At 31.7% G+C, this 14,419-nt stretch carries 13 protein-coding genes and 1 other RNA gene; 9 read left to right on the top strand and 5 right to left on the bottom strand.

Features of this window, described 5'->3' with window-relative positions; translation table 11 throughout:
- Positions 1-38: 38 nt before the first annotated feature.
- A complete protein-coding gene (locus AC000W_RS14285; RefSeq protein ID WP_474749242.1) occupies positions 39-1,655 on the bottom strand; it encodes an ABC-F family ATP-binding cassette domain-containing protein in 1,617 nt (538 codons plus the stop codon).
- A 172-nt stretch (positions 1,656-1,827) separates the two neighbouring features.
- Here AC000W_RS14285 and AC000W_RS14280 point away from each other — a divergent pair, with 172 nt between their 5' ends.
- Positions 1,828-3,213: a TlpA family protein disulfide reductase gene (locus AC000W_RS14280; RefSeq protein ID WP_474749241.1), complete on the top strand. Its 1,386-nt coding sequence runs from the start codon at positions 1,828-1,830 to the stop codon at positions 3,211-3,213.
- A 67-nt stretch (positions 3,214-3,280) separates the two neighbouring features.
- On the opposite strand, the gene fsa is transcribed toward AC000W_RS14280, so the two are convergent.
- From fsa to ffs, 3 genes are all read right to left on the bottom strand, one after another.
- Positions 3,281-3,934, bottom strand: a complete 654-nt coding sequence (fsa, locus tag AC000W_RS14275; RefSeq protein WP_474749239.1) for a fructose-6-phosphate aldolase — start codon at positions 3,932-3,934, stop codon at positions 3,281-3,283.
- A gap of 48 nt (positions 3,935-3,982) precedes the next feature.
- Positions 3,983-4,792: an SDR family oxidoreductase gene (locus AC000W_RS14270; RefSeq protein ID WP_474749238.1), complete on the bottom strand. Its 810-nt coding sequence runs from the start codon at positions 4,790-4,792 to the stop codon at positions 3,983-3,985.
- Between the two features lie 82 nt (positions 4,793-4,874).
- Positions 4,875-4,973, bottom strand: an RNA gene (ffs, locus tag AC000W_RS14265) — signal recognition particle sRNA small type.
- A gap of 89 nt (positions 4,974-5,062) precedes the next feature.
- On the opposite strand from ffs, the gene AC000W_RS14260 reads away from it, so the two are divergent.
- From AC000W_RS14260 to AC000W_RS14225, 8 genes are all read left to right on the top strand, one after another.
- Positions 5,063-6,118: a glutaminyl-peptide cyclotransferase gene (locus AC000W_RS14260; RefSeq protein WP_474749236.1), complete on the top strand. Its 1,056-nt coding sequence runs from the start codon at positions 5,063-5,065 to the stop codon at positions 6,116-6,118.
- A complete protein-coding gene (locus AC000W_RS14255; protein ID WP_474749235.1) occupies positions 6,118-6,510 on the top strand; it encodes an acyl-CoA thioesterase in 393 nt (130 codons plus the stop codon). The genes AC000W_RS14260 and AC000W_RS14255 overlap by 1 nt, the downstream gene beginning before the upstream one ends.
- Before the next feature lie 18 nt (positions 6,511-6,528).
- Entirely contained in the window at positions 6,529-8,070 is a 1,542-nt protein-coding gene (locus AC000W_RS14250; protein WP_474749234.1) for a hypothetical protein, read from the top strand.
- Positions 8,071-8,211: 141 nt separating this feature from the next.
- Entirely contained in the window at positions 8,212-8,943 is a 732-nt protein-coding gene (locus AC000W_RS14245; protein WP_474749232.1) for a LytR/AlgR family response regulator transcription factor, read from the top strand.
- Between the two features lie 139 nt (positions 8,944-9,082).
- The gene (locus AC000W_RS14240) at positions 9,083-9,223 is read left to right on the top strand and encodes a hypothetical protein (protein WP_474749231.1); all 141 of its coding nucleotides are present in this window, start codon (positions 9,083-9,085) and stop codon (positions 9,221-9,223) included.
- Positions 9,224-9,386: 163 nt separating this feature from the next.
- Entirely contained in the window at positions 9,387-11,351 is a 1,965-nt protein-coding gene (locus AC000W_RS14235) for a tetratricopeptide repeat-containing sensor histidine kinase (protein WP_474749230.1), read from the top strand.
- 46 nt (positions 11,352-11,397) lie between these two features.
- On the top strand, positions 11,398-12,066 hold the full coding sequence (locus tag AC000W_RS14230) for a response regulator (RefSeq protein ID WP_474749228.1): 669 nt from the start codon (positions 11,398-11,400) through the stop codon (positions 12,064-12,066).
- A gap of 123 nt (positions 12,067-12,189) precedes the next feature.
- Positions 12,190-12,843 carry a hypothetical protein gene (locus AC000W_RS14225; RefSeq protein ID WP_474749227.1) on the top strand — a complete coding sequence of 218 codons (654 nt, stop codon included), beginning with the start codon at positions 12,190-12,192 and terminating at the stop codon, positions 12,841-12,843.
- A 28-nt stretch (positions 12,844-12,871) separates the two neighbouring features.
- Here AC000W_RS14225 and glyA read toward each other — a convergent pair whose 3' ends face one another.
- The gene (gene glyA, locus AC000W_RS14220) at positions 12,872-14,146 is read right to left on the bottom strand and encodes a serine hydroxymethyltransferase (RefSeq protein ID WP_474749226.1); all 1,275 of its coding nucleotides are present in this window, start codon (positions 14,144-14,146) and stop codon (positions 12,872-12,874) included.
- Positions 14,147-14,419: the final 273 nt, after the last annotated feature.

Below are 14,419 nucleotides of genomic sequence, written 5' to 3'. Positions count from 1 at the left end.
AAAAGCTATATTTAATAAAAAACAAACTAAGAATTTACCTAATACATTTTGTTTCGCTGTTCCTTTATGGCAACATCAGACATATACTCATCAAAAGTTGAGTAGCGATCAATATTCCCTTTTGGAGTAAGCTCAATTATTCTGTTGGCCACCGTTTGGGCAAATTCATGATCATGGGTAGTAAATAGAACGGTTCCCTTAAAATTCTTTAGAGAGTTATTAAATGCAGTAATACTTTCCAGATCCAAGTGGTTGGTAGGTTCATCTAGCATAAGTACATTGGCTCTTATCATCATCATTCTACTTAACATACAACGAACTTTTTCACCTCCTGAAAGAACAGTACATTTTTTAAGAGCTTCTTCACCACTGAATAACATTTTACCCAAGAAACCTCTAATATATACCTCTTCCCTTTCTTCTTCGGTTTTTGCCCACTGTCTTAACCAATCAACAAGATTAATGTTTTCGTTAAAATAATCCTCATTATTCGCCGGTAAATAGGATTGGTTGGTTGTAACTCCCCATTGATACTTTCCTTCACTTGCCTTTTTCTTTCCATTGATAATCTCATAAAAAGCAGTTGTAGCTCTAGAGTCCCTAGAAATTATTGCAACCTTATCCCCTTTTGCCAAATTGATATTTACATTACTAAACAACAAATCACCATCTTCAGAGGTGGCAGATAATTTATCTACATTTAAAATCTGGTCTCCCGCTTCTCTCTCTCTTTCAAAAATTATGGCTGGGTACCTTCTACTGGAAGGTTTAATGTCTTCAATCTTTAATTTTTCCAGCATTTTTTTTCTAGAAGTTGCCTGCTTGCTTTTTGCAACGTTGGCGCTAAAACGCTGTATAAATTCTTGTAGTTCTTTTGCCTTATCCTCTGCTTTCTTATTCTGTTGTGCTCTCTGTCTAGATGCTAATTGGCTACTCTCATACCAAAATGTATAGTTCCCAGAAAATAAATTAATTTTTCCAAAATCTATATCAGCAATGCTCGTACAAACAGAATCTAGAAAATGTCTATCATGTGATACAACAATCACAGTATTGTCATAATTAGCCAAAAAATGCTCTAGCCAAGTAATTGTCTCATAATCCAAATCATTAGTTGGCTCATCCATTATTAAAACATCTGGATTACCAAACAATGCTTGTACCAATAGGACTCTAACTTTTAATTTAGAATCCATTTCTGCCATACTCATGTAATGGAATTCTTCACTAATACCAAGATTAGATAATAATGCCGCAGCATTGCTATCGGCATTCCATCCATCCATTTCCTCAAACTCTACTTGGAGCTCCCCTATTCTATCTGCATTCGCATCATTATAATCCGCATACAGCGCATCAATTTCCTTTTTTATTGCAAACAAAGGTTTATTGCCCATCACTACCGTTTCCAAAACTGGAAAATCGTCATAGGCATTGTGATTTTGTTCCAAAATTGACATTCTTTTCCCGGGCTCTAAATGAACATGCCCAGAAGTTGGATCAACTTCCCCGGATAAAATCTTTAAAAAGGTTGATTTCCCTGCACCATTGGCACCAATGATACCATAACAGTTTCCCTGGGTAAAGGATACATTTACCTCATCAAAAAGGATTCTTTTTCCAAATTGCACTGATAGGTTGGATACAGATAACATAGCTTAATTTTAATTTTTTGCAAAAATAGATAATTTTACCCCCTTAAACCAATAAACTTAAAAAGCTCGTACTTTATCCATGGTTTAATACAGTTTCACAACATTTAACTACCTATTAACAATCAGTATTTGTTGGGTTTAGTAGCTTTGTTTATAATATCTAGTATTGTATATGGATAAACTTTTACCTTACCTATGTGCTTTTTTACTTATTGGTTGTAGTTCGATTGAAAAAAAATCAGCTTCAACTGTTTACTTTGCGGGTGAAATTGTTAACCCTACAAGTGATTATGTGGTGCTTTATAAAGATGATGTTGTTGTGGACTCTGCCAAATTAGATTCCCAAAACAGATTTTCTTTTAAATTGGATTCAGTCACTGAAGGTCTACATCATTTTGACCATACGCCAGAATTACAATATGTTTATTTTGAAAAAGGCGATAGTCTTTTAACACGTTTAAATACTTCAGATTTTGATGAGTCTCTTGCCTTTTCTGGCCAAGGTGAAGAAATCAATAATTTTCTAATTGATATGTTCTTGACACATGAGGAGGAAGCCTATTTTGTTCACTCTTTATTTAAATTGGAGCCAGATGCATTTTCAAAAAAAATTGATTCGTTAAGAAATCAGAAAATTGAAGCCTTAACAGATTTACAATCAACTGCTGATCTTTCTAAAAAAGCAATAGAAATGGCACAGGCTAGCATTGATTATAACTACTACATATACAAAGAAAAATATCCTTACTATCATAAAAGAAAAACAGGCGAAAAGGATTTTCACAACCTTTCAGAAAATTTTTATAATTATAGAAAAAAACTAAGTTTTAATAATAAGGCCCTAACATATTTTAGACCTTACTATGATTTTATGAAGTACCATTATGGTAACCTCTCATTTACAGATTGTTCTCATAAGTGTGCAATTGAGAATGGTATAGTAAAAAATAACTTGCATTTTTACCAACACAAACTAAAACTTATTGATAGTTGTGTTAAACAAAAAGACTTGCGTGACAATCTTTTTAGAAATGTTGCTGTGGATTATTTATTGAAACATGATATTGAGAAAAACAATGATACGTTTATTAGCAATTTTCATGAATACTCTCAAGAGAATAAACATATTACTGAAATAGATGCACTTTACAAAAGCATCAAGGAAATACAGCCAAATAAAGAAGTTCCAAATCTCCTTGTTTATGATACTAAAGGAAATGAAGTTCTATTAAAAGAAATAACCGCTTCTCCAAGCAAAGTTGTATTCTATTTTTGGTCCAGTACACAAAAAAAGCATTTTGATAATATAACAGAACATATTTCCAAACTATCTGATAAACATCCAGAATATGAATTCGTTGGTATTAGTGTAAAAACTGATTTGAAAAGATGGTTGGCTCTAATAGAGTCCAAGGGCTTGGATGAATCAAAACAATATAGAGCAACAGATTATGATAAATTAGTTCATACCATGATCGTTTTTGATCCTAATAAGGCATTTATTGCAAAAGATGGTATGGTCGTAGATGCTTTTGCCAATCTATATACTTCATTTTAATAAAAACTTTCCAAGCAATAAAAAAAGCCTTGGTTTCCCAAGGCTTTTTTGTTTATTAATTTGAACTTTAATTTCCTTTTTGGTAATCGGCTAAAAACTTAGCAAGACCACTGTCTGTTAAAGGGTGTTTTAATAAACCTTCGATAGAAGACAAAGGCCCTGTCATTACATCAGCTCCAATTTTAGCACAGTCAATAACATGCATGGTATGTCTAATAGATGCAGCCAATATTTCTGTTTCAAAAGCATAATTATCATAAATCAATCTGATTTCAGAAATCAAATGCAAACCATCCGTTGATATATCATCCAAACGACCAAGGAAAGGAGAAACATATGTAGCACCTGCCTTAGCAGCTAAAAGTGCTTGCCCAGCTGAAAATACCAATGTTACATTAGTTCTTATTCCTTTATCAGAAAAATATTTGCACGCTTTAACACCATCAGCAATCATAGGTAACTTTACCACGATTTGCTCATGCAACTCAGCCAATTCCTCTCCTTCTTTAACCATATTAGCAAAATCAGTAGAAATAACCTCGGCACTAACATCACCATCAACAATATTACAGATATCAACATAATGTTTTAAGATATTGTCTTTACCTGTAATTCCTTCTTTTGCCATTAAGGATGGATTCGTAGTTACTCCATCTAAAACTCCCAATTCTTGAGCTTCTTTAATTTGTCCTAAATTGGCCGTGTCTATGAAAAATTTCATGCTATACTTTGATTTAAATTATTATCTATATTCTTTAAAGGTGCAAAATTACAACTTATAATGATTTAGCAATAGTTTCTCATATACTTTATCTGGTAAAACCATTTTTAAAACAATTGAGAACTTTTGTATGAATTCTCCAACTTTATAATGTACTTTGGGTTTCTTAGTTTTTATTATCTTATAAACTTGCTCTGCCACCTCTAAGGGATTCCCCCCACTATCAACATGCTCATTCATCATTTTTAAAGTATTACCATAATTCTTCTTGTAGGGTGAATCATTGAGGAACGGTGCTTGGTATCTACCAGCTGCTATATTTGTTGCAAAATCCCCAGGGGCCAAATTGGTCATTTTAATTCCAAAGTCCTTGATTTCCATTCTAAAAGCTTCGGTAATAAGTTCCAAAGCACCTTTGGTAGCAGAATAGATTCCCCTGAATGGAAGCCCCATATAACCCGCAATAGAGGTTATGTTAATAATTATCCCTTCTTTTTGTTCTCGCATATGTGGCAAAACTGCCTTAATCATGTGTAAAGGACCATGGAAGTTTGTATCAAATGCTTTTAGAATTTCTTCATGTGGCGTTTCTTCGATTGGACCAGTTATACCAACCCCAGCATTATTTATTAAAACATCTATTCTTCCCTCTTTCTCTGCTATGTATTTAACCGCATCGTCAATGCTATCAATTTTCCTAACGTCTAACTGCACCAATTCAAATTCATTGAACTCTTTATAATTCATCAAATTTCTTGTGGTACCGTAAACTGTGAGCCCTTTAGATTTCAAATAAATGCCTATTGCTTTTCCAATTCCAGATGAACCTCCAGTAATCAATACAACTTTACCATTCATAATAGTGTAATATGTATGCAAATAAAGCAATAAATAAGGGAAAGAAAAAAGGAAGAAGTTACGGCAGACTTTTGGGTACAAAAAAAGGCAAGCTACCTACATCGCACCGCTACAACCGCTTACCCTTGCTGCGTTCCCACCCTGGGGGATTCTGCAGGAGCTGGTCGTGTAGGACTTGCCAACGGCAAATATACAACCTTTTAAATTTGATGCAATCGTTTTACTTTCTAATTTTTATTGGATAACTTGCCAGTAAATACATTGTACAAAATGAATTTTTATAAATTTTTAGCACTCAGTTCATTAACCTTTTTGCTTAATGCATGTGGAGGAGGTAATATTCCAATTTCTGAACTTTTTTCTATACAGTTAGAAGGAAATAAAAATGTTTTTAGTCAAAATCAAACTGTTGCTATAAGCTTAAAAAATATTAAAGGAAAAAAGGTAAACAATGTAGTTTACTCATTTGATGGGCAAGAACTTTCTGTTATAGACAACAAAATTACACTTAGTACTCCCAAACTGGGAAACAAAACAATAAAGGCAAGCATAGAGTATGAAAATGGTTCTGGAGAGATTTTAAAAGATATTAAGGTATTGTCCGCAACTTCTCCAGAAGTGTATACTTATGAAATTATAAATACATATCCCCATGATAATAAAGCTTTTACTCAAGGGTTAGAATTTCAAAGAGATACTTTATATGAAAGTACTGGAAAAAAAGGGGGTTCATCCCTTAGAAAGGTAAATTTTAAAACAGGTGAGGTCATTGAGCAAATTGATTTGGAAGATGCTTTCTTTGGTGAGGGTATTACGATTTTAAATGGTAAAATTTATCAATTAACATGGAAAAGTGGAACTGGTTTTGTATACGATTTAAATGAATTCAAAAAAATAGATAGTTTTAAATATGGACAGAGCAAGGAAGGTTGGGGCTTTTGTAATGATGGTGAAAAACTATATAAGAGTGATGGCTCTGAAAAAATATGGATACTGAACCCAGATACGCTTATTGAAGAAGACTATCTAGAAATTGTTACTAACAAATCAATTTTTAACAAGGCAAACGAGCTGGAATATGTAAACGGAAAAATCTATGCCAATGTATATGAAAAGGAAAGCATGATGATTATAGATGCAGCAAGCGGGGCTATAGAAGGCGTTGTTAATTTTGGTGGTCTAAAAAAATTGGTGACTAAAGGAGAAAATTGGGATGAAGTCAATTCTGTATTGAATGGCGTTGCATACAACCCCACTAGAGAGTCATTTTTTGTTACAGGCAAGTACTGGGATAAACTCTTTGAGGTTAAATTGATGAAAAAGTAATGAATGTCCATGAAAAAATTATTCAAGTTCAAGAAAGTGATTTGGATGATTTAAACCATGTTAACAATGTGCAGTACGTATATTGGATACAAGATATTTCTAGAGAGCATTGGCAACTACTAGCTCCAAAGGAAATACAAGATTCTGTAATTTGGGTCGTTATTAATCATAACATAACTTACAAAAATGCAGCTAAATTAAATGACCAAATTATTGTCCATACATATGTGGCCAAAACTGAGGGTTGTTTTTCAATTAGGGCTGTAAAAATGTATAATAAGAAAACTGGTGATTTATATGTTCATTCTGAAACCAAATTTTGCTTACTCAATGCCAAAACTTTTAAACCAATGAAAGTCACAAAAGACATTGAGGGAATTTTTTCAAACTAAATCCCCACGCAACTTGCTATGCGAAAATATTTATTTGGTCTAGTAGTAATTATTTTAATTCTAGTATGGAGTTCTTGTCGTAAGAATTTTGACTATCAAACCAGTGCAGGAAATTTAGAGTTTTCCAAGGACACTGTCTATTTAGACACTGTTTTTACCAATATTGGCACTAGCACCTATTCTTTAAAAGTATATAACAAAAGTAATATTGATGTTCTTATACCATCCATTCAATTGGCAAATGGGCAAGGAAGTAGTTATAGATTAAATGTAGATGGATTGGCTGGCAAAGAGTTTCAAGACATTCCAATTTTGGCAAAGGACAGTATTTTTATTTTTATAGAAACAACATTTGATGTAACTCCCACAAATGAAAAAGAATTTTTATATACAGATGCATTACAATTTTCATCAGAAGGCAATATGCAAGAGGTACAATTGGTGACTTTAGTTAAAGATGCCGTTTTCTTATATCCGAAAAAATTATCCAATGGCAGTAAAGAGTCGTTGCTTTTAGGAAATGATGAAAATGGAAATGAAATCCGTGTTGAAGGATTTGTTCTTGAGCCACCCCTACTAACGTTTACCAATGAAAAACCATATGTAATATATGGTTATGCGGCTGTTCCAGAAAACGAAACTTTGATAGTTGATGCCGGATGTAGAGTATATTTTCATGAAAATTCTGGTATAATTGTGCAAAACACTGCTTCTATTAATGTTATGGGAGAACTTAGTGATAATCAAAAAAAGCTAGAAAAAGAAGTCATATTTGAAGGTGACCGTTTGGAGCCAGAATTTGAATATACTCCAGGACAATGGGGAACCATATGGATAGCGCCAGGAAGTATAGATAATAAAATAAATTATTTAACAATAAAAAACGCGTCAATCGGCTTGTTTGTGGAAGGAGATGGAGTGTTGAACACCCCTACTCTTTCTATTAAAAACTCTCAAATACACAACAGTTTAAATATTAATCTTTGGGCAAGAACGGCATCTATTACTGGAGAAAATCTTGTCTTAGGAAACGCTGGCGTTTCTTCTCTCTATTGTAATTTAGGTGGTTCATATACATTTACACATGCCACCATTGCAAATTATTGGAACAATGGTTTTAGAAACACCCCTTCGCTCTTAATTGATAATTTTGTTGAAACTGAAACTTCTATTTTATCTAAAGATTTAATGAATGCGGATTTCATAAACTCTATAATTGATGGTAACAATAGCCATGAGTTGATTTTAGGAAATAATAATTCTTTTTCTTTTAATTATACATTTAAGAATTGCTCTATAAAGTTCAATGAATCATCAGCACAGTTTCAAGAAAATCCATTATATGATTTTAACAACTCATCTTTGTATAACTCCATTTTATTAAATGTGGATTCAGGTTTTTTGGAAGTACAGAAAAATAATTTCAAAATTGATGAAGATTCACAAGTAATAGGCAAAGCAGATGTTGGCAATTCACAAACTATACCAATAGATATTTTAGGAAATGATAGAACAACTTCTCCAGACATTGGAGCTTATGAATTTGTTCCAAATAATTAGAAATTTTATTATTTGTAGTCTTTTTCTTTCAATATGTATTGATTTTCAGCATTTTAACATAGAAACCATACATATTCTATGGTTTATCTTTAATGTGGTGATAATCAGAATCTTTAATTTTATTATCCATACAGAGAATCCATGGAATATACGTTTATAGTTATTGATTCTAATGCAACTTCTAGCTTACAATTTCAACACTATTTGGAAGAGTATGGAGATTTCTCTTTTTATGGATTGGCAAAAGATAGTGTTGAGGGATTGAACATTATCTTAAAACATTTACCAGATGTGGTTTTTATCAATTTAGATAAAAATACCCAACAATATTATGAAATGGTAAATGAACTATACAAGTATGTATCCAATATGCCCATTATAATAGGTATGTCTAAAACCAAGAATCATGCTTATGACGCAATAAAGAATAATTTTTTTGATTATTGGTTGCTACCCTATAATGAGTTGGATATCCTTAAAACTTTAATGCGTTTAAAAAAACATGTCCCCAAAGAGAAAACGGCTTCAACTATTTGTTTGAAATCATATAGTGATTTTCAGTATTTGAATACAGATGAAATTCTTTATCTAAAGGCTGATAATAATGCTACTGATTTTATTATGAAAGATGGACGTACTATTAGTGCGTTTAAAACGTTAAAAACATTTGAAGGTAGTCTCCCTGAAAACTTTATAAGGGTTCACCAAAGTTATATTTTAAACATGGACTATGTGTCTAGAATAAATTACGGAAAAAGTATTTGCGCTTTAAAAATAGGTCAAGAACAACTTCCATTTTCCAAATCCTACAAAAAGAACATAGATTCTTTAAAAAAAGTATTGGCAAAAAATACAATCTCTACCTTAAATTAGTAAAATACTCACAAATAGTGACAGAATACTCATAGACTAATAGTGTTTGCTAAAGTCTACTTCTTCAAAAGGATATTCATCTTGTTCCATACTATTTTAGTTAAAAATTAAATATTTAACCTTTTAACACAAATAGATTATGAGAAAAGTAATGGGAATTTTAGCAGTAGCACTTATGAGTATGGGTTTATTTTCTTGTGAAGCAGACAATACTGATCAAGCATTATATGAAACTGAAGCTGGCGGTGGCACTAGTAACCCAACTGATGGTAGAGAGTAATTAATTTATTTAGATATAAAAAAAGCCTTACATCCATGATGTAAGGCTTTTTTTATATCTTGTATTCTTTAGTACAACCATGCTACCAACCAAAACCAAATACTTATTTTTTTTTATAAATTTCTTATTTTTTTTTATTGCTTGCCACAACAAAGAAAATATTGTGCAAAGTGATAAAGAACAAAAAATAGATAGTATTTTCTATTTAATCAATATTGAAGGTAGAAACCAAAATTTACCTACTACCTCTAGAAGGCGTGCTTTAGAAAAAGCTTCTACTAAAATGCAAGAAATTAATGATGATTCATTGCTTACTAAATACTACTCCCGCTTATCTCTTGCTTATTTACGGTTGCCTGATTCTGCATTATTTAGGGAAAACAACCATAAAACCATGGAGTTCTCTAGGATAGCTAAAGACACTATTGTTCATGCAGAAGTGCATTGGGATTTAGCACAATTTCATAGAGACCATGGAGTCCAAGATAGTGCCTACTACAATTTTAATGAAGCCTTGAAACTATACCAATCTTTGGGTAATAATCTTTATGCAGGAAGAATGTTAAACAACATGGCTTCTGTACAATTAGATATCAAAGATTATACTGGTAGTGAAATAAATACAATTAAGGCTATTGAGTTGTTAAAGCCCTTGAAAGCATATGAAAGATTATTCTATTGTTATAACAATCTTGGTTCAGTAAGTTTGAAAATTAACGAGTACAATGAGGCATTAAAATATTTTAATGAAGCATTAAACTACCTTAACAAAACAGATAAAAAACATGTTTTTTTCGCAACAGTAAACAACAATATATCTCAAGCCTACCAAGAAATGGAAGAACATGAAAAGGCTCTAGAGGGATTTAATAAAGTGCTAAGAATAGATAGCTTGCAATACAAAAACCCAAAAGAATATGCCCTTGTTTTAAATAATTTAGGATATAGCAAGTTTAAAATAAATGACACAACTGAGCTTCCTGAGCTTTTTTTAAGTGCAATAAAAATACAAGACAGTTTAGAGTATATATGGGATGCTTCAATAAGTTATAGCTCATTGGCAGAGTATTATCTACACCAAGAAGATTCTATCAGTGCTATACATGCTTCTTTAAAAGCAAAGAGCAAAGCAATTCTAAGTGCTAATAATGATGAACTCTTAAAAACATTAAGACTCCTTCCTAATATAGACCCAAAAAATGCGGTTAAATATGTTAATGAATATATTACCCTCAATGATAGCTTGCAATATGAAGAGCGTAAAATAAGAAATAAATTTACCCGCATACGCTTTGAGACCAATGAGTTTATTGAACAAAATGAACTTTTGGACAAACAAAGACAACTATGGTTGGGCATTGCTATTATATCATTTTTATTGGGGGCGTTGTTATTTATCATTATATCCCAGCGTATTAAAACTCAAAAATTGCAATTCCAACAAAACCAGCAAAAAAGCAATGAAGAAATTTTTAACCTAATGCTTACCCAACAAGGGAAATTAGAAGAAGGAAAACATATTGAACAAAAAAGAATATCCGAAGAACTGCACGATGGCATTTTAGGGCAAATGTTGGGCATACGATTAATTCTTTCTGGTTTGAACAAGAAAAAAGATGATAAAGCCATAATACAAAGAGAAGAGTTAATTAAAAAACTCCAATTAATCGAGGAAGAAATAAGGGGTATTTCACATGAACTAAATTATAATTCACATGACAAAGTCAACAACTTTATACTTTCTTTACAAGACTTACTAAATACAATTGGGGAATCTGCAAATTTATCCCATAATTTTACCTATAATGAAGACTTAGATTGGGATCAATTACTGGGTGATGTTAAAATTAATATCTATAGAATTGTACAAGAAAGTTTACAAAATTGTGTTAAGCATGCACAAGCCAAAAATATCAATGTGAATTTTGACACTGAAGATGGTAATATAATAATCACTATTATAGATAATGGAAAAGGGTTTATAACCAAGAAAAGACGTAATGGAATTGGATTAAAAAATATTTCCTCTAGAATAAAAAAACTAAATGGTTCTTACTCCATTAAGAGTAAAATTGGAAAAGGTACAACTGTCACCCTAATAATACCCATAGATGGGAGTATGATATAGAACAAGATTTTGTATCTTGCGTAAGAAAAAACAATCAATTTTGTAGATGAAAAATGTAAGAATACTTGCTGTTGATGATCATGAAATGACAATTATTGGCTATAAGTTTATTTTAGAGGATATTGATTTTCAAGACTTTAAAGTCCATGTAGATATAGCCAATTCTTATGATGTAGGTCAAGAAAAAATTATAGCTTCAGGTAAATCATTGAAATATGATATTATATTTTTGGACATCCAATTGTTTTCATCAGATGAAAAAAGAATGCAAACTGGAGAGGATCTCGGGATTTTAGCCAGAGAGATTGTTCCAGAATCTAAAATTGTTTTCATGTCATCATTCAGTGACAATTATAGAATTAACAGTATTTTAAAATCTGTTAACCCAGATGGATACATGGTAAAATCTGATATTGATCCAAAATCACTGGAAGAATTAGTAAATACAATAATGACCTCCCCCCCCTATTATTCATCAAAAGCATTAGTGGCTATTAGAAAAAAAATGGCCAATGATATTGTTTTGGATGAAAACGACAGAAAAATACTTTACTACCTGTCTAAAGGAACTAAGACAAAAGATATAGTTTCATATGTTTCTATTTCATTGCCAAGCATTGAGAATAGGAAAAGACAGCTTAAAACAATCTTTGGAATTGACAAACAGAATGATCTTGCATTAATTACAGAAGCAAAGAAAAGAGGTTTTATTTAGCATTTTTACTCTTTTATTGATAAAATCACCTAAAAACCATACATATTTTATGGTTTTTCTATAAAATTTATCAATTTTAATACTATAATTTTGTTAAAGGCTCTTGTAATAATTCCCAATTATATGTCTTTAAAAGGAAACGTATATACAAATTCATTCCGTTTTAATATTGATAACACGGCTCATATAAAAGGTCTTGCCGAGTTTAAACATGAATTGGAAAAAGAATATTTTTGTAATCTTAATGTTCGTTCTTATTCATCCAATGATTTTTCAATTAATTTGGTATTGGAGCTGAACTTTAATATGAATCTTTCTGAAATGATTCAATATAATGACCTTCTTCACCTTGAAGAAAATATTTCTAAAATAAAAGACAAAGTAAAACTAACAGTCTTTAACAAATGTTTTGCTGATTTAGAAAAAATAAATAAGTGCACTATAGATATTGAAGAAATAAATATTTATACAACTCAAACATCATTTACAATACAAAAAATATATCCAAAAAGTATTCTAGAACAAATAGAATCTATTCTAGAAAAAATCATTGTACATCAAGCATCTTTTACCACATGTACATTGGAAGTCCCATACGAAGTATACATTCCTGTTTTTGAGGAAAATCAATTATCAGAAGTGAAAAATGGAAAAGGTATGGAGAATGATTATTTTAAATATTGGGGTTTATACATACAATCAAGAGACACAGCTATCATATATGACTTACATACAAGTAGTCAATTAAAGAATGATCTTTATATTCTAAGCCAGTAATAATATTAAAATCCTTTCAAATAGTTTTTTAGCTATTAAATAAAGGCCTGTTTTGCATTAGATGGTTTACTTTTTCCTTAACTGCACTTAAAACCGTTTCATCTTCAGGACTAAGAATTACTTCATCTACCAAATCTACAATAGTTTGCATATCATCTTCTTTTAGACCTCTTGTGGTGATTGCCGCAGTACCAAAACGGATGCCAGATGTAATAAAAGGTGATTTATCATCAAAGGGAACCATATTCTTATTTGCTGTTATCTCAGCTTTCACCAGTGCTTTTTCAGCATCCTTCCCTGTTATGTTCTTGTTTCTCAAATCAATCAACATCATGTGGTTATCTGTTCCACCGGATATGATTTTATAATCTTTTTCAACAAAAGCACTAGCCATTGCCGCTGCATTTCTTTTTACCTGTAACATATAATGCAAAAACTCATCAGACAAGGCTTCTCCAAACGCTATGGCCTTAGCGGCAATAATATGTTCTAAAGGCCCTCCTTGGTTTCCAGGAAAAACAGCCAAATCTAACAAAGCTGACATTTTTCTAAGATTTCCGTTCTTTAATTTTATGCCAAATGGGTTCTCAAAATCTTCACCCATTAATATAAGACCTCCCCTAGGTCCTCTTAATGTTTTATGGGTTGTAGTTGTAACAATATGGCAATGTGGAATGGGATCGCTTAGAATTCCTTTTGCAATCAAACCTGCTGGATGAGAGATGTCTGCCAACAAAAGAGCATTAACACTATCTGCAATCTCTCTAAAACGCTTAAAATCCATATCTCTAGAATACGCAGATGCTCCGGCAATAATTAATTTTGGGTTTTCTTTACTTGCGATTTCTTGAATTTTGTCATAGTTAAGCTCACCTGTTTCTTCATCAACTCCATAAAAAACAGGATTATATAATCTACCAGAGAAATTTACAGGGGAACCATGGGTTAAATGGCCACCATGAGATAAATCGAAACCTAAAATTGTATCTCCAGGTTTTAAACATGCATGATAAACCGATGCATTAGCTTGAGAACCAGAATGTGGTTGAACATTGGCATATACCGCACCAAACAATTCCTTTGCCCTATCAATGGCAATTTGTTCTATTACATCTACCACTTCGCAACCGCCATAATATCTTTTCCCAGGATATCCCTCAGCATATTTGTTGGTAAGAACAGACCCAGCAGCCTCCATAACCTGTGGGCTTACAAAATTCTCTGAAGCTATTAACTCAACACCATTACTTTGACGTTCTTTTTCTTCTGTAATTAAATCAAATATTCTATTATCTCTTTGCATCTTTTGCCTATTGAATAAGGCGCAAAAATACAAATTGTACATTGTTAAATAAAAGAAATATTATAATAGATTAGAAACTTATTAAACACAAATAAACAATTCCTCATAGAATAAAATAAGTATATAAAAGAGAAATTATCAGAAAGAATAATAGTTATTTAAAATGTAGTAAAATAGAGCATTTCACCAGATTTATAAGATATTACATCGTTTTACGTTAGCATTTAAGTTGGTTTTGGCACGGCAATTGAATTCCACCTACGAAACCCTTAA

It is taken from the genome of Saonia sp. (assembly GCF_056326165.1).
This window is presented reverse-complemented; position numbering and strand designations above follow the sequence as displayed.